A 24754-nucleotide genomic window follows, 5' to 3' on the forward strand; every position below is an offset into this window, starting at 1 on the left:
TTTACTTTAAGCAATGCATATAATCTTTGACTTCACTACCTTTTACAACATATCCTTGACCTTTAGAACAAAATATTGAATTAGATGTATATTCAATGTCACTATCTTTTACATATCCTTTTAAACTTAAAACTTCTTCTGTATTATGACAAGGTCTATATTCACCAAATACAAAACTTATATTACTGTTTCCTTTTGTAAAACTTAACAATTCTAATGGATAATCCATAAATGTAGAAACAGGCCCTATTCCTTCAACTATACATAAGTCTTGTTTCATTAGTGGATCTTCAAATTCTCCATGTAACTTTTGAATATCTGACATAACTTTGCCCAAATAATTAGAATCAATTTCAATTTTAAATCTATAATATGGTTCTAGTAGTTCATTTTCAACTTGTTCTAACCCCTGTCTTAAAGCTCTAAATGTAGCTTCTCTAAAATCTCCTCCACTAGTGTGTTTTTTATGAGCTCTACCTGTAATTAATGTTATTTCCATATCAGTTATTGGAAATCCACCTAATATTCCTTTATGTTCTTTTTCAAAAATGTGTGTTTTTACTAAATTTTGATGACCTATCGATAGCTCATCTACATGTGCAATACTTTTAAATTTTACACCCTCATTTGCATTTAAAGGTTCTAATTTCAAATGTACTTCACTATAATGCCCTAAAGGTTCAAAGTGTCCATATCCAATTGTTGAATTTTTTATTGTCTCTTTATATAAAATTTCACATTTGTCAAAATTTATATCTATGTTAAATCTTCTCTTTATTAATTCTTTCAATACTTCTAGTTGTATTTTTCCCATAACATGTATGTGTATTTCTCTTAATGTTTCATTCCAAATAACATTTAAAGATGGTTCTTCTTGAGTTAAAATTTTAAATATATTTATTACTTCTTTTATATTTAAATCTTTACTGTATATAACTTTAGATTTTAAAGTTGGAACCATTTCAAATTTTTCTTTATTTTTAAATTTTCTTTTGATATTTTCAAATTGTAAACTACTATCAAATAGATAATCTCCAACTGAAGCTTCATTTAGTCCTATTAATGCACATACATCTCCTGAACATACTTCATTTATATTTTCAAATTTAATCCCATTATAAATTCTTATTCCATTTATTTTCTCAATAATTCCCTTTTCTTCTTTTAAATATTTAATCTCATCTTTTACTTCTAATTTACCACTTATAACTTTTATATAAGTTACTCTATTTTTAGAGTTATCATATTTTACCTTATATATCTTTCCCAGGAAATCTTCTTCATTGTTACAATAAGTTTTAGTTAGATAGTCAAATTTTTCTAAGAATTCTTTAATTCCTATATCTTTCAGTGCTGATCCTGTTAATATAGGATAAATATTACACTTTTTTATATTTTCAATCAGAGAGCTTATCCATACATCTTTTTCATACTTATCATTAAAATACATTTCTAATATATTTTCATCATTTTCAGCTATAAACTCAATAAGTTCATTACTTAAATCTATATCTCCATTTTCGATTATTAAATTATCACTTAAACTTATCACATTATCACTTAAACTTATTTTAATATCTTCTATTAATCCCTCTATATCACAACCTTCTCTATCTATCTTATTTAAAAATAAAAAGGTCGGTATATTATTTTTTTTGAGCAATCTAAATACAGTCTTTGTATGTGATTGTATTTTTTCTACACAACTAATAACAATAACAGCATAATCTATTATACTTATAGATCTTTCCATTTCAGGTGAAAAATCTATATGCCCTGGAGTATCTATTAAATAATATTGTGAATTATTATAAGTAAACTTTCCTTGGTCAGAAAATATAGTTATTCCTCTTTGTTTTTCTATTTCATGATTATCTAAAAAAGAGTTTTTGTCATCAACTCTACCTCTATTTTTTATAGAATTAGTGTTAAAAAGTATTTGTTCACAAAAAGTTGTTTTACCTGCATCTACATGAGCAAATACTCCTACAGTTTTTTTCATATAAACCTCCAAAACATATGTGATTAAAAAAGAGTCATTTCTATTTTAAATAGAAATAACTCTTTGCATAACCTACTTTAATTTCAATGCGCTACATACTCCTCCACATTCTAAACATGTATAATCTGGTGAATCATTATCTGTTATTTGTACTGATACTGATTTGCATTTTTCACATTTTAGTTTGTATACATTCCCATTTTTCAATAATGGTTCTACCAAAGTTTCATTGTTATTCCCCATAAATACAACTCCCTATATATAATTTACAATATAAATATATCATATTTTTCTATATATAAAATAATATTTAATTGAAATAAATTTAGCTATTTGTATTATTTATCTTTTCTATAGGGCTATTTTGTATATAAACTTCAGCCTGACTTGATTTTATTCTTGCCTTAAACCAATTTTCAATAGTCTGTTTTTGATTATTTAGGTCTTCATCTTCGCTATATATAATAAGTACAGGTATTTCTTTATTTTTATCTCCATTGCTTATGTAACCTGTATATACCTGTTTTATTCCTGGATATATTACTTTTAATTCATTATTTATAGATTTTACTTCTGTATTATTACTTACTTTTTCTTCTTCTTTTTTATTATTATTATCATTTATAGCAGCATTACTTTTATTTTTCATATCATTTATGTACTTTTCTATATCAGGTATATTGTTACTATCTTGTTTTATTATTAGTTTTTTATTATTAAATCCATAATCAGTCAAACTATGTTGTAAGTTTTCTATTTGCGAATTAGTTATTCTTTCTCCCATTACAGCTAAAGTTATCGTATCATTTTTTTCATCAATGTGTTTACTTAAAACGTATTGATTGCTTAATTTTTGTCTTATGAAATTGTTTAAATTACTTTCATCTATAGTCTGTTTTATCATATTTGCAGCTGAAATCATACTAGGTATTATAACAATTATAGAAGTTATTATTATAACCTTTTTAACACGTTTTTCTTTTGAGTCACAAACGTTAATTCTAGTAGGTAAATTTAGAGCCTTTGTTACAATTACTGTTGATATAGTTATAAAAAAACAGTTTATAATAAATAAATACCCAGCTCCTAAAAATATATGATATTGTTTTGTCGCTAATCCATAGCCTGCAGTACATAATGGAGGCATAAGAGCTGTAGCTATTGCAACCCCTGGTATTACATTGCTAGACTTATTACGAGTTATACCAATCATTCCAGCTATACCACCTACAAAAGCAATTATCACATCCCAGATAGTTGGACTAGTTCTTGCTAAAATTTCACTTCCTGCAGTAGTTATAGGTGTTATTGAAAAATAAAATGTTGAGGTTATTATGCTTATAGCTATTGATATAGCTAAAATCTTAAATGCTTCTTTTATAAGCCTAACATTATAAGTTCCTACTCCATATCCTATTCCTATTATAGACCCCATTAAAGGTGAAATTAACATTGCCCCAATTATAACGGCTGTTGAATTCATATTAAGACCTACTGAGGCTATAATTATTGCACACATAAGTATTATAAAGTTTGCTCCATGAACATTCATACCTTCTAATATATTTTCATGTATTTCTTCATGGGTAGCTTGATTTCTAGTAAACTCATATATGAATTTATCTTTGTTTATCTTCATATCTCATTCCTCCTAAGTTGATATATATCCCTAATTATGCCAAGTATTTACGATTTTAATTTACTACAACATAAAAATTTATTCAAGTTTGAAATTTTTTTATTTATTTATAGTTATATAATCTTACATATTTGTGAATACTTTCAATTGGAGGTATGCATATGGAAGAATTTTTAAATTTTTTAGATAATAATCTTTATCTTAATGGCTTTAAGCTACTACAAATCACAGATAATAAAATACTTATTTTTAAATCCTTTAGTAAATACTCAAAGTGTATTTACATTAAATTAATAGATGATTCAGTTGAGGTTAAAATCAATAAAGTTTTTGATGTTTATGGATTTTACAATGGTATTGAACGTTTGATAATCCCTACTAATAAATTTACAAATATGGATAGTTCACTTAAATACATTCAAAAAAATTGCAAATAAAAAGCCCTCTGACTTTAGAGGGCTTTTGTACTTATGATATAATATTATGATTACTATTTTTATTTACTACTTAAAACATGCAATTCCTACAACACTTGGGCCTGAATGACAAGCAACACAAGCACCAATTCTGAATGTATAAACATTTCTTGGCTTTAATTCTTCTCTAACTTTTTCAATAAATCTTTCGTGTTCTTTTAAATCATCTCCATAACCAACATATACATCTCTATCTGAAAAATCTTCTCCTGCTTCAGATTTTAATTGCTCTATTAATGTTGGTATTATCTTCTTACTTCCTCTTACTTGAGTTTTTTGCTTAACTAGTCCATCCTCTATTCTTAATATAGGTTTTATATTAAGTAAAGTACCTATTGCAGCTTTTGTTCCAGATATTCTTCCTCCTTTATGTAAATAATCTAAAGAGTCAACTGAAAAATAAACTAAAGACTTATCTTTATGCTCTTCTAAGGCTTTAACTATTTCGTCGATTTCATATCCTTCATTTACTAAATGAGCTGCTTTCTCTATTAAAATTCCTCCACCTATAGAAAGACTATATGTGTCAAATATGTATACATCGCCTTTAACATCATTTCTTGCTATCATAGCTGATTGATATGTTCCAGATGCTGCAGATGAACCTGCTAGGTATAAAACTTTCTTACCTTCATTTATATACTTTTCAAAAGTTTCTTTAAATGTAGCATAAGTTATTTGTGATGTTGATGGTATACTTTCTGAGCCTCTTAAAAGTTGATAAAACTCATCTCCATCAATATCTACTCCTGCTTTGTATTCTTTTCCTTCAAATACTATTGTTGCAGGAAGTATCTCTATATCATAATTTTTCATTATGTTCTCTGGTAGATCATTCATTGTATCGCAAATTATTTTTATATTACTCATTTTATAAACTCCCTTTACAAAGTAACTTATTTTTTATATTATTAGTTAATTATATCATGTTTTAGCTTATGATATTATAAATTTTTTATTTTCAAATTATTTAGTTTTATCCTCCTTTTAGTTAATTTATTCTAAAACAATTATACCTATATATACAATTAATATCAATTTTTATTAGCTAATTAGGAGTTTATACTTTGTTTATAAATAATTAAGTAAGTAGCAAAACTGCTACTTACTTATATAAATTTGTTATTTAATTTAAATGTATTTTTATAAATTTTTTCTTACCAACTTGAACTATCATATTTTCTTCAATAGTTAGACTTTGTATATCTGTAATTTTTTCATTATTAATTTTTAATCCACCTTGATTTATAAGTCTTCTTATTTCACTTTTACTGCTTACCAAGTTGTTATTTATTAATTCTTCAAACAAATCAAATTTATCTTTTAAAACTTCTATACACTTAATGTCATTTGGTATCTGTCCTTTTTGAAAAACTTCTTTAAATCTATTTTCAGCAGCAATAGCTTCTTCTTCTCCATGATATAATCTAACTATTTCTTTTGCCAAACTCATTTTTATATCTCTAGGATTTGTATTATTTTCACATAAATCTTTATTTATTTTTTCTACCTCATCTGGATGAATATCTGTTACAAGTTCAAAGTATTTTATTATTAGTTCATCAGGTATAGTCATAGCTTTTTCATACATTACACTAGCTTTTTCATCTATTCCAATATAATTGCCTAAACTCTTACTCATTTTATCTTTACCATCTAATCCTTCAAGTAAAGGCATAAATATAGTGGCTTGAGGACTTTGATCAAATTCTTTTTGTAAAGTCCTTCCCATAAGCACGTTAAATCGTTGATCTGTACCACCTAGTTCTATATCTGCTTTTATTTGAACTGAGTCAAATCCTTGCATTAATGGATAAAAGAATTCGTGCAGTGAAATTGGCATTTGATTTTCATATCTATTTTTAAAATCTTCTCTTTCTAACATTCTAGCAACAGTAGTTATAGATGCTAACCCTATAGCTTCCTCAAAACTTAACTTTGATAGCCAACTACTATTAAAAACTATTTCTGTCTTATCTTTATCTAAGATCTTTAGTATTTGTTCTTCATATGTCTTTGCATTTTCTAAGACTTTTTCTGTACTCAATGCCTTTCTAGCTTTAGATTTGCCTGTTGGATCTCCTATTTTGCCTGTAAAATCACCTATTATTATAATTACTTTATGTCCTAAGTCTTGTAATTGTTTCATTTTTCTTAAGACAACAGTGTGTCCTAAATGTATATCTGGTGCACTTGGATCTAGACCAAGCTTTACAATCAATGGTTTATTATTTTTTATTGAGTTTTCTAATTTTATCTTTAAATCATCTAATCCTATGATTTCATCTACACCTTTTGAAATTATTTTTATTTGTTCTTCTATACTTTTCATAATTAATTCTCCTTTAAAATAAATATTTTTTTAATTTAATGAGGGGAGTTTAATTATCATATGGCGCCAATACAATAAAAAAACTCCCGCCCTTATGAAAAGGACGAGAGTATTACTCACGTGTTACCACCTTAATTTATTGTTATCTCACAATAACAACCTCTTCAAGTACGCCAATAATTGGGATACTCTAGCACTATAACGTGTGCAACATCCGGCAACTGCCTACTGGGTGTTATCTTTCGGAGTGCAGCTTAGAGACGTATTCAAATTAACTTATCTTTTGCCCCTCTCACCAACCGGGAACTCTCTGTAAGATTATATTAACTTTACTCTTTCTCATCATAGCTTTTAGTTTTTATTACTTTTTATAATATGATTATACAATGTGTTTTGTCAATAGTTTTTTATATTTTTTATTTTTTATTAAAAATATAATTTACATTTTTACTTAAATTTATACTCTTAAAATAATATTAATAATCATCATACTCATCCCAGTCTTCATCTTGTTTTTCTTTTTGTCGTTCTTTTATTTTTAAGATGAGTAAAACTATACTTCCAATTGCCAAAACTATATAGGTACCAATTATTAAAATACCTAAAATACTTAATATACTAATTATTATCATCTTCAATTACTACAGCAGTCCCATAAGCTAACATTTCTGCTGCTCCTTGCATAACTGCTGCCGAAGTTAATCTAAATCCAATTATAGCATTTGCACCTTTACTCTCAGCTTCTTTAACCATTCTTCCTATAGCTATTTTTCTTGCTTCTGTAAGCATTTCATCATAACCTGTCAATTCTCCACCTACTAATTGTTTAAAACTAGCACCTATATCTTTTCCTATATGTTTTGCCCTTATAGAACTTCCTTTCACTAATCCAATAACATTAGTTATTTTTTTACCTGGTACATTTTCAGTAGTTAAAACTAGCATATTAATACCTCCTAATTAATAGTTCCCTTTATATTCCCTATTTTAATTATATTTATTTAAATTAATTCTATCACAGTAAAGTATTTTTAAAGGTTACAGAAGTTTACAATTAAATAATAAAAATAGACTATTTTAAGATGTTAATACCTTAAAATAGTCTATTTTTATTATTTTGATTTTTCTTTAATCTTTGCTTTTATTATTTTTTCATTTTTAAGTTCTTTTGTTAAAGAAATAGTTGCTAAAATCATTATAAATATAAACGGAAATGCAGCTACTAAAGATGATGTTTGTAATGCATTTAAGCCTCCTGTAAGTAAAAGTACTACTGCTAAAAATGATTGTAATAACCCAAGCATTATTTTCTTTTTATTTGTTGGATTTAAATTTCCTTGAGAAGTAAACATTCCCAAAACAAATGTAGCCGAGTTTGCTGATGTTATAAAGAACGTTATAAGTAACACTATAGTTACAATAGAAATTACAAATCCAAAATTATAATTACTCATTACAGTAAAGAAAGCTGTAGATACATCAGAAGTTATATTTTGAATTTCAGAAATTGGCATGCCTTTTCCCAAAGCCAAGTTTATTCCCATATTCCCAAATATAGCAAAGAAAATAAATGATGCAAGAGCAGGAGCTCCCATAACTCCAAGTATAAACTCTCTTATAGTTCTTCCTTTTGAAATTCTAGCTATAAATGTTCCAACAAATGGTGCCCAAGCTATCCACCATGCCCAATAAAATACAGTCCATTTATTTGTCCATGTATTATCTGAGTAAGCCCCTATAGCCAAACTATCAGATAATATATTTTGAGCATATGATCCTATCGAATTAGTGAAGCTATTTATTATTTCTAGTGTTGGCCCAACTAAAAATGCTGCGATTGTTACCATAAGTGCCAAAATTAAATTTAAATCTGATACTCTCTTTATTCCTTTATCTACTCCAGATACCGCTGTTGCTATAAATACAAAAGTAGTTATGGCTATTATTATAATCTGAGTTATTGAATTATTAGGTATATTAAATAAATAACTCAATCCACTATTAATCTGCATAGTCCCAAGGCCTAAAGATGTCGCTATTCCCGCAATTGTAGCAAATACTGCAAGTACATCTATTGTAATTCCCATCCACCCTTCAATCTTTTTTCCAAGTACAGGTTCTAATATGGAACTTATTAATCCTGACTTTCCTTTTCTAAATTGAAAATATGCAAGTGATAATCCTATTATGCTATATCCAGCCCAAGGGTGTATACCCCAGTGAAGAAATGATGATTCAATAGCAAAATTTGCTGCTTCTACACTTCCTGCTGCTATATTACCTTTAGGTGATACAAAATGTGATAGAGGTTCAGCTACTCCCCAAAATATTAAGCCTATTCCCATTCCTGCCCCAAATAACATAGCAAACCAAGAAGTAGTTGAATACTCAGGTTTAGAATCATCTGGTCCTAGTTTTATATTTCCATACTTACTAAAAGCTAATCCTATTGCAAATATTACAAATATCAACATTGAAATTAGATATAGCCACCCAAAATCCTTTGTTAGAAAGTTAAGGGTTGCATCTGCAGCTTTAGAAAAACTTTCTCCAGATACAATAGCCCATAAACACATAGGTAGTACAATAGCCAATGAAATATAAAAAACTCGATTATCATCTTTTTTTACTGTATTTTTCATAGTAATCCTCCTAATTTTATTTTTTATTTTGGAAAATACTAATTTTTAAATACAGTTTGTTCAGATATATCTGTAGATAGAGCTTTTAAAGCTATTCCAACCATATTATATCTTAGCTTAAATTGTTCTTCTTTTGATTTTGAAGGATCTCCCATTGGATAAGGTATAGATACTGTTGGTACTATTCTATTAGCTCCTACAGTTTTTGCAACAGGTATTAAGTTACACATTTGAACTATTGGAAAACCTGATTTTTCAAATTCTTTTACCATAGTTGCACCGCAACGTGTACAAGTTCCTCATGTAGAAACCATTATTATAGCGTCAACATTAGATTCTTTTAAATACGGAATCATTTCATTTGCCATTTTTGATGCTTCAGCTTGAGTAGTTCCAGTTCCAACTGTTGAATAAAAATACTCATGAAGCTTTCCTATATAGCCTTCTTTTTCATATAATTTAAGTGCATCTATAGGGGTAATTACATCTGGATCATCATCAGCTACTGCTGGATCAAATCCTGCATGTATAGTTTTATAAACTCCAGATTTTAAATCATTAATATTAGATATATCATATCTTCCCCATCTAGTAGCTGATGCTGATTGTATTCTATCTGGATTATTAACTGGAACTATACCACCTGTATTTACTAATGCTATATTTGCTTTTGTAATATCTTTTATTGCCGAAGCTATAGGTACCTTATCTATTTTAGGTATAGGCAATTCAGTTTCATACTTTTCTCCATTTAGTTTTTTTATAATCATATCTACAGCTCTATCAGCTGCTATTTTCCCATGTTCAAGCCAAACTTGATGTCTTTTTCCTCTTGAAAAATATCCTTCAGCTTCTGAATCTAAAATTTGCTCATTTTTTAAAATTTTATTAGCAATTTTAGCAATATTCGATAAATCTTGTTTCATTTTACCAGCACTATTTCCACCTTTTAATATATACATTTCCTTTTTAAACATATCAACTCCAGGATTTTCCTCATGCATCGATGTAACTACCGGTTTATTTAATTTTTCTTTTACAGCTTTGCAAATATGACCGCATGCTACCCCATATCTTCCTGCTTGAAAAGCTGGTCCAGCTATAAATATATCAAAGTCTTTATCCTTTAAAAAATCAATTATCCTATCTATTGCCTCATCTGTGTTAGACCCAATAAAGTTATCTCCACATATTATAGTATGAGTGATTTCAGTGTCATCTAATAGTTTTTGAAGTTGAATTGAAGGTCCTATAACACCATCTTTTATTTCTGGTTTAAAATCTGCCTTATCTTCTCCTCCTATTTGCCCGAAAAATTGATTTAGATATACTATGGCTTTTTTCATATAAATTCCCCCTTTATTAGAATTCCTTCATAGTTTTAATTGACCATCCTAACACTTGATCTCCACAAAACATTGCATTATTTTCCATTATTATAGATCCATCTTCTCTGACTGAAGGTCCTAATATCTCATCATTACTCCATCCACCTGATAATCCATCTCTAGCTAATGATTTAAGTTCTCCTATAACTTTATCCATAGGAGGTAACTCTATAAGTTCAGAAACATTTCCACAAGATACTACTGCATCTAATTTTTCATCTAGCGTAACTAATGGCTGCGAATTTCCATCTCTACCTGTGCACTCATTTGTAAGGCCTACAACTTTAACTCCAGCATCCTCAAGTGCTACTATGCATCCTACAAAATCTGCATCTGGATTTCCATATCCCTCTTCTGCTACTATGGCCCCATCTGCCCCTAAAGTCTTTGCAATTTGTGCTACATATATAGCTGATCTCTCTTTTTGTTCTAAAGATACATTTAAATTAGATAATATTACTCCTAAAAAGTTTAAACTTTTCCCATGTTCTTTGTATAAGCTTTTTATAATAGGTACATTTTGTATATCATAGGTAGACCATTTAGATGAACATGGCATAAAACTTCCTGAAATGATCGCTCCATCTAATATTTCATTTGGATGCATTAGTGTTGGAACTAGATGATTAGTATTCCATCCATAAGTTAAATCATTATATCCATCTTCCTCCATCTGAGATTGTAACTGCATAACGAATACAACACTAGGAAGTTTATTTATCTTTTCGTTTCTCTTTGTAATACCTTCAAGTTCATAAGTCTCAATTTCTTCAGGCTCTAAATTTTTTATACAATTAGCTATATACTCAGCTAACTTATGACCTGCCTTTCTCAGTGCATCATTTTTCTTCTGTTGTTCATTTTTTTCAAAATCCTCATTTGTATCAGCAACTAAAACTATATTATTTAGTCCTGAAAAATAAGTATATTTTGCACCTTCTCCTGCCATATCTATTAGTCCATCTTGAAACCCTCCCCAATGTTTACCAACAACTAGCAAGCTACAATTTTTTAGAGCATGTGTTTTACCATATCCACAAGTATCTAAATCACCTGTATATCCTGGGAATAACGCTCTATTAGAAACCTTAACTCTTGGTTCTATGGCTTCTTTTACAGGACATATCCTAACCATATCACCTGGCTTTACTATTTTTAAATCTACTTCTGTAATTCTTTCATCTTTTCTTACAAAATTTAAAAGTTCTTCTTTGTTTAACTTTAAAACCCCTTTTCCATAAGATGTTTCATTAGAAAATACTATATCTTTTACATAAAAGTTGCCAATTTCTAGTTTCAAAATTATTCCCCCTTATTTCCTAATTTTTAATTTTATTGTAATATTTTTTTAACAAAGTTTTTTTGTATTTTTTACAATACTTTAAATAGCTTTTTGTATTTTTTACAAATTATTAAAATTTTTAAATATTTCTGCTAAAATTAAATCAAACATAATATTGGAGGGGTTTTATGGGTATATCTGTTCAAGATGCATTAAATCTAGATATTTTTAAAAATAGTAAGGTTTTAGCTGGGCACAAAGGCCTAAGTAGAATTATTAATCGAGTTTCTGTTTTTGATTGTCCCATAGAAGTTAATAGAGATAGAATGGTCTTAAAAGAGGGGGATTTCTTTATAAGCAATTTCTTTCCATTTAAAGATGATGAAAATTATGCTCTATATGCATTAGAATTTATAAATTCTTGTGGTTGTTCTTGTTTTTGTATAACAAATGAATATCTAGATAAATTTACAGAAAAGTTAATTAAAGCATGAAATGATATGAATTTTCCTATAGTTACTATAGATTATACAACTTCCTATGGAGATATAATGAACGATATAATGTCTCTTATATTAGAAAAACAACGAGCTACAATTTTAGAAATGAAAATTGCTTCATTATTAACTAATAATTTATCTTCAAATGATATACGTTCTACTTTAAACTACATAAATTATTATTTTTTAAAGTTTACTACAGCAATATATTGTACAAGCAATAAGCTTGATTATAACTTTGATAATAATTTAATAAATTTACTTTCTAAAAGTAAATTTACCTCATGTATTAATTTTAAAAATGGTTTACTTATTTTAATTACTTATAATGATATAAATAGATCTAAAGTAAACAAAACAATAGAATTTTATATAGATTTACTTAAAGATAATGTACCTGACTATATAATAGGCGTAAGTGATAATTATATACCTATGACATCTTGTAAAAATGCTATAAATCAAGCACTACTTTCTTGTAAATCCTACTCTTTAAATAATAATTCTATTATTTATTATAGTTCTTTAGGCATATATTCTTTAATGATAAATTTTAAAGATTTTGATGAATTTAGAGAACTTTATTCAAGTATAATCGATCCTATAAAAAAATATGATAGCGAAAATAATTCTGATTTACTTCAAACTTTAATAAATTTTGTAAATAATGATGGAGACTTTAAAAAAGTATCAAAAGAATTGTTTCAACACGAAAATACAGTTAGATATAGAATACTAAAAATAAGATCTTTATTAAATTTAGAAAAATCTCATATTGAATTTTTCGAAAAAATTTCAATAGGAATCAAACTTCATAAAATTTATAACAATTAAAAAAAGAGTTATCTAAAAGATAACTCTTTTTATTAAACTAAAACCCTACCGGTATTCTAGTTTAATAAATTATATATATTGAAATTTAAAGATTTATTAAGTATTATATATACTCAATTGTCAGTTAATAGTCAGTATAATTATACAAATATCATTTTATCAACAACTTGTTAACATTATAAATTATAACTAAATAAAAATAAGTAGGTAACATCTACCTACTTATTTTTTAGTTAATTTAACATTATTTATTATTTAACTTCCGTTTTTCCTCTATCAATAAATTTATATCAATATCTAAAGTGTTACTAAGTCTATGTAGTTCATTCAAATCAAAACTTAAAAGAGTCATAGGATTTTTTTCTAATCGACTAATTTTGTTTGATGAGGATAATAATATTTTCCCTAATTCACGTTGAGTTAGCCTATGTGATTTTCTTTTTAATCTTATTAAGTCTCCTATATTCATAAAAACTCTCCTTTTGATTTTGAAAATAATTATTGTGTCCATTTTAATTATATCTTTTAAATATAATATAAGAGTTTAGGTTATAAAATCAAATAAAGCTTATTATTTTATACCTATCCACGTCTTTACATAATAGAAAAAAGCACAGTTCTATACTGTGCTCTTTTCTTACCAATGCTATTATTTGTTTTACGTGAATACTATATATATGGAGTATATTAATATATTACTAATGTTTATGTTATAAATTCAATTATGATTTCAAAAAAATAAAAAGAACCCTAAAGTAAATAGTTTTTTTCCGTTAGTAATTATTACTAACTTAACTAATATAGAATTTTAATGACCTAACTATATTATATATAAGTTTAGGTTTTAAATGCAAATAAAGAGTAGTTAACAATTTCACTAACTACTCTTTATTCTCTATGGACATTTTAACAAATTTATTTTCATATTTATTATATAAAAGTTTAAGTATTAATTTCAATAAAAATAAGCCAGTACCTCTACTGGCTTATTCTCTTTCTAATATCTTTTTTAATATTAGAAAATAATGTAAAAAGTATTTTTTATTATAATACCTTAGTTTAAGCTATCTATTCAATACTTTCATGAATTTCAATAAAAATAAGCCGGTACCTCTACCGACTTATCTTTAGCTTATAGTTTAAGCTTTATACAATTTATAACGTATACGTTAATATAATAAATTTGTTTAACTCACTTTTTCAAGAACTAAAAAATACCTAGAATCAATCTAGGTATTTCTTTTATTATATGTTAACAACTATAGTATAAGAGTTATTTACATAATAATATAATTTAAGTCATATATTCAAGTATAAATTAAAATACCAGAATTTCTCCTGGGTATCACAAGAACTAATAATTTTATTAAGAATTATATGTCAGAAAAACTCTTCCTTATTATTATATTAAAGTTTGGGTTACATTTTTAATTAGTTTTTTATTTATATATTTTGTAGTACATACCTAATCAGTTAGATTACTATTCTCCAGTTCTTTGACAAAATCTTTTTTTATTGTAGTAGTAGTAATATAAAATAATTCCACATTTTTATTATTAATAGTATATCCTGCTCTAAAATTATTTCCATCAACTACAATCTTATATTCGAAAATAGTTAATCCTCTTCTTTTTAAATGGTATGCCGGTTTAATTTTATGAGGTTTGAAGTCTATAATTTCAGGTAAAATATTATAAATATTATTTTTTATATCATTTTCGAAAATTTTAAATTTATTAAAAAATTTTTTTATGTATTTATTATTATCTATAGTTATATTATATTTATTACTATTATTTAATAAAGTTAATTGTTCACACTCTACTGATGGTACTACTTTTAAGAAATATTTATTACTTCTAGGAAATTCCCAATTTTGTAGTTTTTTTAATAATTTTTTTAACTGTTCGATTTTAATATTTTTAAACTCTCTATAGCTAAATCCCTGCTCTATAACAGTGTATAGATTTAAATCTTTTTTTATAATAATAATTTTTCTATCTTTTTTATAAGTTAAAATCTCTAGTTTATCCCCAACTTTAAGCTTACTCAATTTATCTATAGGAGTTTTCGTAAAATTTTTTATATCATACATAAAATTCACCTACTTCATTTACCTTAAATAATTTTTAAACATATAGTATCTATTTTCAATAATACTTTAGTTTAACTATTATTTTCAATAAAAAAACATCTATTCTTTATAGATGTTTTTTTATTGTTTTGATCTTTCTTTATTAGGTATATGTAATGATAAAAATTACTTTTAAAATATATTATCAAAGTTTAACTCTATAATTCAATACATAATTTATTTTTATAAATAAAAATGAGTACTGTTGACTATAGTACTCATTCTATGCTAGTTTATAGTTCTAGTAACTACTGAATTACTCTACAGTTCGAGATGCATAAAAAGTTTGGTGTTCATCTATGAACATTTTTAATTATACAAAAGTTTATGTCATACTTTCAAATAAATTTAAAATTTATTAAAAATAATATCATAAATTAGATATCAAATATAACATAATCAAAATGAAATAGATGTAAATAATCCATTCACTTATTAAAAATTTTTTTATATTTACACTCACATCATGTTTTTTACACAAATTAATCTTTAAAATAATTTCTAATACCGAAAAAATAGAACATAACAAAAGTATTAATTTATTTTTAATAAAAAACGCACTTAACCATAAAAAAATAATAGCTATAATAGAACAATACTTACTACTTTTAGAATTTTCTATAATAAATAATTCATAATTGTTTATTCCAAAGTATTTTTTAAAAAAATTATCAACCCAGCAAAAAAGGAAAAATAAAAAAAAAGGAAATAAAATACAAAAAATAAATTTCAATTCAACCCCTCCAACAATAAGTTTAACTGTAATTTTTAATTTTTCTCAATATAAAACAAATCATATTATTTAAATATTATAATATCTATATTTATGTCATATTTTCAATAAAAAATAAGTCTGAAAATATAAAATATTCCCAGACTTATTTTTTAGCTAATACATTATTTATAAAAAAGAGTTTATTTAATTATATTTATGTTTAGGTTATATTTTCAAGTTTTAAAATAATTAAAATTAAAAGGAGTGATGCCAAGGTAATCACTCCTCACATACTAGTTTATAGGTCTAGTACCTACTGAATTACTCTACAGTTCGAGAATTAAGGAATTTATCATATATTAAGTTAGCATAAATATATTACTTTTTACCTACATATATATTCGGTACCGCTACCAAATACATACTCTATATAAAAATAAAAAGTATATATTAACGATTTTATTATAAATAAGTTTAAGTCATAAAATCAATTAATTTAAAAATAGTTGAGATTTCTCTCAACTATTTAATAAAAAGGTATTTTTTTAGAAAAAAATAATATTTAAATTCAATTATATAGTGTTTATGTAATATATTCAAACAAAATATATTTTTTAGTATAGACAAAAACACCTAGATTTCATCTAGGTGTTTTTGTTGTTTTTAGATATTCGAAATACGAAAAATGGTATTGTTTAAGATATATACTTAATATTATAATCTATCAATATCAAAAATCAAGATATCCTATGTATTTTGAATTATAAATAAAAAACACCTAGATGAAAGCTAGGTGTTTTTTATGATGCTTTTGAATACTAAAGTAAATGTAAAAAAATGTTTTTAAGTTAAGTACATATTATCAAAGTTTAACTCTTAAATTCAATATATTATAATATTATTTTTTTATAATTTGGATTTGTATTCCTTCTATTGGCTTACCTAATATACCAGCGTAATCCTCTAAGTCATTAACCCAAGGTAACCATCTACCACCCACATATGATCTATATTTAACACTATATCCTTCTAAGCCTACTAACTCCATTTGTAAAGCATCAATGTTTTTACTTAGTATACCTGCATAATCTTGTCTGTCTACAACATAAGGTAGCCATTTTCCATTTTGAGTATGAACTCTATATCTTATAGATCCTTCACTTAGATTAGCATACACTCCTTGGATTGGATTTCCATATATACCAGCGTAATCATTTAAATTAACTACATTAGATAGCCACTTTCCTTTTGTATATACTTGATAATTTACATCAATATTTTTGTCTGAAGGTATATCAGAAGATTCTTTCCAAGTAACTCCATTAAATTTACATATTCCTTTTGCTATGGCTTTGGCAAATCTTTCTTTATTATTCATTATCAAATTATAATCTTCTTCATTAGTTATAAAGCCTAATTCAACTAAACATGCTAGCATATTAGTTTCCCTTACAACATGAAGGTTGCCTTCTTTTATTCCTCCATCTCTTAATTGTGTAAATAAATTTTCTTTTGTGATTTCTTCTAAAATGCAATCAGCTAATTTTCTATATTTAAACTTGTAACAAAATATCTCAAATCCATGAGCTTTAGGATTATCTGAACTATTACAATGAATAGACACAAAAGAATTTACTCCTAAGCTATTAGCTTTATTACTTCTTTCGTTTAGAGATAAAAATACATCCGTATTTCTAGTAAGTATATTTTCTATTTCTTGATTTTTTAAATAGGCATCAACTCTTTTTGAAATATCTAAAACGATATCTTTTTCTAAGCATCCATATAGCCCTGGAGCTCCTGAATCATATCCTCCATGTCCTGCATCTGTCATATTTTTTCTCATAATTAATTCCTCCTAAAATTTATATTTTTGTATATAAAAAGAGCTGCATTATACAGCTCCATTTATCTTATTTTTTATTTCTTTAACATCTTCTTTAACATCTTCAATTACATTTAATTTATTAACAGTTTCTATTATTATTTTTTGGTTATTATCTATAATTTTTTGCAATTCTTCTTCTCTTTTTTTACTCTCTTTCCTTGTATCAGCAAAAAGATATAAAAAAAGTATCGCAAATATTCCTTGAGATACTATTAAATCAATTGTTGCTTTTTCCATATTTACTTGTCCTTCCACATCAATTTATTATTAAACAGCTACCAGTTATTATAGTTCCTTTTGAATAAGTTCCGTTGAACTTAACTTGACCATTTTTGTATATAAAACCACTTCCTATACCGCTACCTATAGAAAATGTAATAGGTATAAATGTTACAGATGGAGTAAATCCAGATGTTAGCATAAAACTTACAGCATTATTAGCAATTTCTTGAAGTGCTGTAACTTGAAACTCAAATATTGTAAATCCTAAATCGAACTTAGTTAACCTATTAATTTTATTTCCTGTAAGTCCCCAACCGTTCATAGGCTCTACTCGCTGAACATCTTTTATTCTTGTAACATAATCAGCATCATTGATTTTCTTTATTGCATTAAAAAGTTCGTTTATAGCTCCAAGAACTGTTTTATTTGTAGTTTCTAACTCGTGAAACTCTGTATCTGGATTAAATGTTCCATCTACTCCATTTTTACCATCTTTTCCGTTCTTACCGTCAGCACCATTTTTTCCTTTTAACGATTCTAAGTATGCTATTTCATCTCCAACGAATCCATTGTCAACAGCTATTTCATAGGATGACTTACCATTCTGTCCCATTAATTCAGATTTAGGAGGAATAGCCTTTATAGCTTTATCTATATTTGCATTAGCTTCTTCTATAAAATCATTGACCTGGTTGTTTTTTTCATCAATAAAGTTATTAACTTCGGATATTTTATTGTCTACTTCTTCTATTTTTGTATTAGCATCATTAACAGCATTTTTTAAATCTTCTTTAACAGTTCCTAAATATTCATTTGTTGTATCATTAACTATTTCTGGAACTATCTTATTAACTTCATTTTCAATAGTAGAATTAATATTTTGTATAGCTTTATTTGCTTTATCTATTAATTCTTTAATCTTTTTTTCTCTTAATTTCTCTGCCTCAACTCTATTAGTTTCATTAGTTTCTATTTCAGATAAATTATTCAACATATCAGTTAATATTGAATATCTTTCATCTGAAACTATATCAGAGTTTAATTGGCTTAATATTTTATCCTCATTAACTGTATAGGTTATAACATCCGTTGTTACTGTTTCATCACCTGAAACTAGCATTGCTCTTGCTTGATAAGTTCCTACTAAGTCTTTCATAGAAGGCTTTAAATCAGCGTATAGTTTATCGTTTCTTATATCAAGAAACATAGCATCAGTAGTATTATCTGGCTTTATAACAGCTAATGTTATCATAGCATTTGATAAGTTTACATCTTCAGTTCCTCTTTCTATACGTATAAAAAAATCAGATGTATTTTTATCAAATTGCATAAATTGCATATCTGGATTATTACATCTGAATCGAAGATCTAGTTTTAAACTGTATTCTCTATTTAAAATATTAATCACATCCTTTGAAAAAACTCAATAAAACAAGACTATTTAATATAGTCTTCTCTAGTTATTTCTTTATATTGTCCTTCAGTTATTTTTTTTAACTGTACGAATTTCTTAACTTCATCTTTTGTATATCTTCCATTGTTATAATATCTTTTTATTTTTTCAAACCAATCCATTTTAATTACCTCCTATAGTTGCTATCTCAAGCATTAAATCTGATAAATCATTTTCTAATTGTTCTATTTTTGAATCTTTTAAAGCACTATCTAAAAGCAAATCAGCATTTTCTTGTTCAAGTATATCTATTCTAGTTGGTTCATATTCTTTGTACTCAAAAGGAATTATTTCTATTATACATATATCCTCTAATGTATAAATTTCTTTTGATTCAAAGTTTTCCTTTAGTTTAAAATCTTCTGTTAGATTTTGAATATATTTCCATAAATCATTATTTATTTCTATAGTAGGAGTAGGTATATTTTCACCATGAATATCATCAATATAAAAACCTTTGAATTTTAAACTTTCACAATCATAATTCATATAAATTTTCATTTACTATAGCACCTCCTTATTTTCCTATAACTATCCATTGAAACCTTACATTATGACCTCGTCTATCAACATTACCAATATCTAATGCTTCTGCATATCCACGTACTAAACTATCACCTACGACAGTTCCAGTAGCTTCACAGAATCCACCATAATCATTAGTGGCAACATTTCCACAACAATGACACTCCTCTTTAAATGCTACAGGATAATATAAATAACCATGAGCTCTATGACCATCAAAAGGTATTACAGTACTTCCCCATTGAATGATTATACCGTTAGGAAGTTTTTGAAATCCATATGATTTTCCATTGTTACTTTCAAAATCTTCAACTGTAGGTGTTTTTTTCCAATCCCACCATCTACCTTCAAAATTTTTGAGTCTAGTGTAAATTACCCCATTAGGACAATGTAATACTTGCATTATTTCTGTATCATTAGGTTTAGTTACTGTTAAAACTCCATAAAGATTTCCTTCAACTGGGGCATTAGGAATACTTCCACCTTCTTTAAAAACATAATATCTACCAACAATAGTACAATTATTGAAGTCTGTTACATTACCTTTATAGTTATTGAGATAATCACTATCTAAAGAATCTTTTAAATTAAGTCCATCTTTTTTAACAGAGTTTATATCTTCTTCAATACTTGAAACTCTATTAGAATATTCTCTATTAAGTCCATCATATTTTTTTCTAAATTCTTCATCCCAGGTATTTTTTAAGTTATTAAGTTCTTCATCTTTTGAATTATATAATGTTGTAAGTTCATTGTATTTATCTTCTTTTAACTTATTTAATTCATTTTCTTTAGTATATTTTAATTCATCTAAGACATCACTTTTAGTAGAGTGTAAGTTTGAAAAGTCAGTATTCCATTTATCATAAAGTTTTTGATAGTTCTTATTCCATCGTTCAATTTTCTGCAATGATATTTGTAATGATGTATACTCATTAGAACTTTCTATACTATTATCAGTTCTTAAACTTTTTACAACTTCATACTCAATTAAAAAAGAACTTAACTCTGCATCGTCTTCATACAGAACAAGTTCTAATTTTAAAGTTCCAGGAACTAATAAAGCTTGATTAGTAAATTCTAATTCAACAGTATTTTCATCTACTATAGATAGATCATTGAATATTTCTTTTTTATCAGGTTTAATCATGTATGCTCTAACTGTTATATTATCTAAATTTATTAATAAACCATTGTAAAAAAATCTAAATCTTTTAAACCTACTATTAACATCTAAAGATTTAAGTTTGTCTTTGTTGTATATATGCTTTCTATATAAATCTATGTCAGTTACCGATATATTCAACTTTTCTTTCACTTTTAATCACCTACTATCTTATTTTTAGTATATAATCTCCAATATTCATTATTAATTGGATTAGGTAAATTATTGATATCATTTATATTTAAATCATTGTTGGTATTTACAGCACCACTTGAATTATTTTCATGTAAAGAGTATGTTTCAGTATCTAAAAATACTTCTTTATTTCTTTCATCTTCAAAACCTTTACGTTTTGCAGTTATAACATATTTAAATGTAAAGTCTGGTCTATCTGATTCAATTACAAAATAATCTTTTGTTTGTTCTTTTATTCGATAGTCTCCCCATGATTGTTTTATTATTTCAACTGTATAATTTATATTAAGATTAACACTATCTTTAAAAATGTTATCTAGCAATATAACTCTTTCATATGAAACTTTATCGCCATGTTGTACTTTTTCAACAGTCATTAAATGCATACTTCTATCTGTTAAATAGCTTTCGCAATCCTCTACGCTATAGAAGTTTCTATCACCGTATTTTTCGGTCTTTTGAATACAGTTTTTATTTCCATAGACTTGAAGATCATTACTTACAACCATTCCATTATCTGCAAAAAACTTTAATTTAGATACTAAGTTTCCTTCAATGCTTTTGAAAAGATAAGCTAGATTATTTGAATCTCTTAATGTGAAAAAGTTAGGTTCAAATGAAGCATATTTACGTCCATCTTTACCAAAAAACGTTTCATCCTCTGAAATCAAACAATATCTATTTCCTGTAAAGGCATCAAATAATTCTAAAGTTCCATGTCCATTTCTAACTCTCCAATAACCATTAGATTTATTTACAACGCCCCAGTAATTAGTTGCTTTATTTATAAAATCTTTTCCAATAGATGTATATATTTCGTTTAATCCTTCCCTATCTAGAACTAATTCTATATCAAAGCATACTGGTTTATTCATAATAATAGGATATGGAGCTTCACCACTTAAATTATGTATATCAAATAACATATATTTATAATATGTTTTAGGATTATTTTCATCTCTATATCCTATACTTATATATCCTTCTTTAGTATTACCTATCATTAAACCAGGTTTATTTTCATTTCCTTCTAATCTTGATGAAAATATTTCTGCAACAGGATCTCCTACTCCATCCCAGTCGAAAAATTTCATTACTTGTCCAGCTATTTCAATAGCTCTAACTCCATTTTTTAAAAATTCTATACCATCTCTACCGGCTAAATCTATCTGTAAGCTTCCATCAGCGTTTTGTATAGATATAGCACTTAATATACCGATAGTCATTAAACTAGCATTAATAACTCCATTAGACATAAATCCATATCTATAAGTCCCATAGTAACCATCTTGTGAAAAGGCAAGACCATTTTTATTAAGTCTCATTACATTCATAGCTTTGTCTAAATCTTTATTATCAGCAATTACTATCTCATTTTGCCTAGGTATAACATAACTATCTTTAATACCTGAATTAATCATACTTTGAATGATATCTTGAACATTGTTATTTTCAGTATTTTTTATTATAGAATTAAGCTCCGCCAATATATCAGTTGTTGTTATAGATTTTTGCTTTATATCTGTATTTGTAAGTTTCATAGATAAAACTTTTTGTTTTTTTACATCATAAGATTTTTCTATACAACGAACATGTATATTTATATTGTGTTTATCTTCAAATACATTTACAGTATCCCCTAAGTAAGTTCTTTCAGCTTGAACAAAGTTTTTATATTCTTCAGTTTTTTCAAGTTGAATATAATTAATATTGTACTCAGCTCTTAACTCATCTATATGATTTTGAGAAAACTCTAACTTTGCTAACCTTTCAAGCTCAGCCTGAGCTTCTTCTAGTGTATTAAATCCTTCTTCAGGGTTATTTTGATTTTTTACTTTTACATTGTTGTACTTAATTTCTTTTGTTTTAATGCTGCTATATTTCTTTATAAGAGGGCTATCTATAAAGTTTTTAGCACGAATAGTGTCAAACCCTTTTGCAACTATACGAGTAACAACTTTATCTATATCCGTTTTTGCTTCAAACCCAGTTAAATTTTTACCACTTCTTATTTGAACTCCACGATCTGATCCAATTCTTTTATTAATAGTTACTGTATATCCTCTTCTAAGGATTTCTCCACCCCAACGATTTATAAATGATTGGTCACAATTATGCAAGGCTGTATATAAGCTCATATCTATGTAATAAGCAGTATTTACAGTATCTATATCTGAAAAGAACTCTATATCTTTCTTTCCAATAGAATTATTTTTTAAAATATTTAATGCACTTTGACCGCCTTTACCCGTTGGTCTTACATCAGTAAGCCACATATCTAAAGTTCTTTGTATAGTAATTTGTCTAGCTATAGCTTTTACATTGGTTTTACCTTTTGTAACTTTAGAGATTTCAAATATTTCATTACCATAATCCATTTTTAATTTTAAAATAGCTTCTTCTTGTATTTCTTTATATAGACCTTTTTCATCTATAAATACATTTAAATCAGTTATATAGTCACCTGTAATTAAGTTTTCTTTTGTAGTACAACTGATAACTATGTTGTCTAATATATAATCACCATTGCTTGTGAGAACTTTATCTTTTGGAGTTCCAGGTTTAAATATAGCAACTTTTATAATCTTTTTATTTTCCATATTAAAGCCTTTCTAAATTAAATTTATTTAAATGCTGTACGAGGTAGTATTTCAATCTTTTCAACATTTCCAATCCAATCTATATTATTGGTACCTCTTGATAATATCAAAAGGTTTCCGTTAGTATTATCAACTACACTTTTACCATTTTTATTAATAATTTCTTTTAACTTGCTATCTATCTCTATAAACTCATCTATATTTCTAATCTCTAAAGTCTCTCTATTTATTGTAAGTTGAACATTTCCACTTCCATAAACTCTTATTTTACATTCACCCTGATATGAACCACGATAAAATATAACGCCAGGTGATTTTAGAGTTATAATATCTTCTCTATATAAATATCTAAATGGCTCTAAAACAAAATCAACAGTAAAAAATCCATACCTTGAATACTTAGTAAAAGGATCTTTAACTGTTGATTTTTTTACTTTAAATACTTTATCTTTGAAAGCACTTATATATAAATCATTGTTTTCAAAACTAAAATTAGTTATCCAATCAACTATAGTATCTAAATAATCATATATTTGTGTATTAGGATTTCTAATTCTAAATTTCAATGTTAAATCTAAATCTTTATATTCTCCAGTTCGTATTGTTTTACCATTATCAATTTCAACAATTTCCTCTGTTATAGGGATTTTAGGTTCTTCAACTATTGATAAACCTAAATCATACAAAGAATTTAAATTATTAAATTCAATATAATGTCTCATTTTTTACATCACCTCCTACGGCGAGGATTAGGAAAGTTTT

Annotated in this window: 23 protein-coding genes and 1 other annotated feature; of the genes, 3 read left to right on the forward strand and 20 right to left on the reverse strand. The window is 26.3% G+C overall.

From position 1 onward, the window contains the following. Position 1: 1 nt before the first annotated feature. The 3 genes from ATCC9714_RS10340 to ATCC9714_RS10350 form a co-directional block, all read right to left on the reverse strand. Positions 2-2002 carry a GTP-binding protein gene (locus tag ATCC9714_RS10340; RefSeq protein ID WP_057545214.1) on the reverse strand — a complete coding sequence of 667 codons (2001 nt, stop codon included), beginning with the start codon at positions 2000-2002 and terminating at the stop codon, positions 2-4. A gap of 72 nt (positions 2003-2074) precedes the next feature. Further along, entirely contained in the window at positions 2075-2245 is a 171-nt protein-coding gene (locus ATCC9714_RS10345) for a hypothetical protein (protein ID WP_155485696.1), read from the reverse strand. A gap of 82 nt (positions 2246-2327) precedes the next feature. Further along, entirely contained in the window at positions 2328-3641 is a 1314-nt protein-coding gene (locus tag ATCC9714_RS10350; RefSeq protein ID WP_057537561.1) for a DUF389 domain-containing protein, read from the reverse strand. A gap of 161 nt (positions 3642-3802) precedes the next feature. Between ATCC9714_RS10350 and ATCC9714_RS10355 the strand changes: the two genes are divergently transcribed. Continuing rightward, a complete protein-coding gene (locus ATCC9714_RS10355) occupies positions 3803-4078 on the forward strand; it encodes a hypothetical protein (RefSeq protein WP_038293358.1) in 276 nt (91 codons plus the stop codon). Between the two features lie 66 nt (positions 4079-4144). Here the strand turns inward: ATCC9714_RS10355 and ATCC9714_RS10360 are convergent, their stop codons facing one another. The 7 genes from ATCC9714_RS10360 to ATCC9714_RS10390 all read right to left on the reverse strand — a co-directional run bounded on the left by ATCC9714_RS10360 (position 4145) and on the right by ATCC9714_RS10390 (position 11779). After that, complete coding sequence (locus ATCC9714_RS10360) at positions 4145-4987, reverse strand: DegV family protein (RefSeq protein ID WP_021125725.1); 843 nt, start codon at positions 4985-4987, stop codon at positions 4145-4147. Positions 4988-5243: 256 nt separating this feature from the next. Then, positions 5244-6449 carry a tyrosine--tRNA ligase gene (gene tyrS / locus ATCC9714_RS10365; RefSeq protein WP_021127923.1) on the reverse strand — a complete coding sequence of 402 codons (1206 nt, stop codon included), beginning with the start codon at positions 6447-6449 and terminating at the stop codon, positions 5244-5246. 96 nt (positions 6450-6545) lie between these two features. Next, positions 6546-6804 (reverse strand) — a binding site (T-box leader). 121 nt (positions 6805-6925) lie between these two features. Next, entirely contained in the window at positions 6926-7081 is a 156-nt protein-coding gene (locus tag ATCC9714_RS10370; RefSeq protein ID WP_021125728.1) for a hypothetical protein, read from the reverse strand. Further along, complete coding sequence (locus tag ATCC9714_RS10375) at positions 7068-7394, reverse strand: heavy metal-binding domain-containing protein (RefSeq protein ID WP_021127925.1); 327 nt, start codon at positions 7392-7394, stop codon at positions 7068-7070. Before ATCC9714_RS10375 ends, ATCC9714_RS10370 begins: the two co-directional genes overlap by 14 nt. Before the next feature lie 167 nt (positions 7395-7561). After that, on the reverse strand, positions 7562-9091 hold the full coding sequence (locus ATCC9714_RS10380; protein ID WP_057545215.1) for a glycine betaine uptake BCCT transporter: 1530 nt from the start codon (positions 9089-9091) through the stop codon (positions 7562-7564). A 38-nt stretch (positions 9092-9129) separates the two neighbouring features. Beyond that, on the reverse strand, positions 9130-10437 hold the full coding sequence (gene grdH / locus ATCC9714_RS10385; protein WP_081013580.1) for a betaine reductase selenoprotein B: 1308 nt from the start codon (positions 10435-10437) through the stop codon (positions 9130-9132). Between the two features lie 16 nt (positions 10438-10453). Further along, a complete protein-coding gene (locus ATCC9714_RS10390) occupies positions 10454-11779 on the reverse strand; it encodes a glycine/sarcosine/betaine reductase component B subunit (protein ID WP_057545217.1) in 1326 nt (441 codons plus the stop codon). A 170-nt stretch (positions 11780-11949) separates the two neighbouring features. Here ATCC9714_RS10390 and ATCC9714_RS10395 point away from each other — a divergent pair, with 170 nt between their 5' ends. Then, positions 11950-12255: a PucR family transcriptional regulator ligand-binding domain-containing protein gene (locus ATCC9714_RS10395; RefSeq protein ID WP_021125738.1), complete on the forward strand. Its 306-nt coding sequence runs from the start codon at positions 11950-11952 to the stop codon at positions 12253-12255. A 6-nt stretch (positions 12256-12261) separates the two neighbouring features. After that, a complete protein-coding gene (locus tag ATCC9714_RS10400; protein WP_081013579.1) occupies positions 12262-13095 on the forward strand; it encodes a helix-turn-helix domain-containing protein in 834 nt (277 codons plus the stop codon). A 244-nt stretch (positions 13096-13339) separates the two neighbouring features. On the opposite strand, the gene ATCC9714_RS10405 is transcribed toward ATCC9714_RS10400, so the two are convergent. The 10 genes from ATCC9714_RS10405 to ATCC9714_RS10450 all read right to left on the reverse strand — a co-directional run bounded on the left by ATCC9714_RS10405 (position 13340) and on the right by ATCC9714_RS10450 (position 24714). Then, positions 13340-13564 (reverse strand): helix-turn-helix domain-containing protein, encoded by a 225-nt coding sequence (locus ATCC9714_RS10405; protein ID WP_021125740.1) that lies wholly within the window; start codon positions 13562-13564, stop codon positions 13340-13342. A gap of 996 nt (positions 13565-14560) precedes the next feature. Next, complete coding sequence (locus ATCC9714_RS10410; protein ID WP_057545218.1) at positions 14561-15190, reverse strand: hypothetical protein; 630 nt, start codon at positions 15188-15190, stop codon at positions 14561-14563. A gap of 1652 nt (positions 15191-16842) precedes the next feature. After that, on the reverse strand, positions 16843-17790 hold the full coding sequence (locus tag ATCC9714_RS10415) for an N-acetylmuramoyl-L-alanine amidase family protein (RefSeq protein ID WP_057545220.1): 948 nt from the start codon (positions 17788-17790) through the stop codon (positions 16843-16845). 48 nt (positions 17791-17838) lie between these two features. After that, positions 17839-18069, reverse strand: coding sequence for a BhlA/UviB family holin-like peptide (locus ATCC9714_RS10420; protein ID WP_021125744.1), 231 nt, complete (start codon positions 18067-18069; stop codon positions 17839-17841). Positions 18070-18088: 19 nt separating this feature from the next. Then, complete coding sequence (locus ATCC9714_RS10425; protein WP_155485698.1) at positions 18089-19462, reverse strand: BppU family phage baseplate upper protein; 1374 nt, start codon at positions 19460-19462, stop codon at positions 18089-18091. A gap of 29 nt (positions 19463-19491) precedes the next feature. Beyond that, positions 19492-19629: an XkdX family protein gene (locus ATCC9714_RS10430; RefSeq protein ID WP_057545222.1), complete on the reverse strand. Its 138-nt coding sequence runs from the start codon at positions 19627-19629 to the stop codon at positions 19492-19494. 1 nt (position 19630) lies between these two features. After that, complete coding sequence (locus ATCC9714_RS10435) at positions 19631-20008, reverse strand: hypothetical protein (RefSeq protein WP_057545223.1); 378 nt, start codon at positions 20006-20008, stop codon at positions 19631-19633. 16 nt (positions 20009-20024) lie between these two features. After that, entirely contained in the window at positions 20025-21350 is a 1326-nt protein-coding gene (locus tag ATCC9714_RS10440; protein WP_057545224.1) for a pyocin knob domain-containing protein, read from the reverse strand. Positions 21351-21352: 2 nt separating this feature from the next. Beyond that, the gene (locus tag ATCC9714_RS10445) at positions 21353-23992 is read right to left on the reverse strand and encodes a phage tail spike protein (protein ID WP_057545225.1); all 2640 of its coding nucleotides are present in this window, start codon (positions 23990-23992) and stop codon (positions 21353-21355) included. 23 nt (positions 23993-24015) lie between these two features. Then, entirely contained in the window at positions 24016-24714 is a 699-nt protein-coding gene (locus ATCC9714_RS10450; RefSeq protein WP_057545226.1) for a hypothetical protein, read from the reverse strand. Between the last annotated feature and the right edge of the window lie 40 nt (positions 24715-24754).

This window comes from Paraclostridium sordellii (genome assembly GCF_000953675.1).
GTDB classification, from domain to species: Bacteria; Bacillota; Clostridia; order Peptostreptococcales; family Peptostreptococcaceae; genus Paraclostridium; species Paraclostridium sordellii.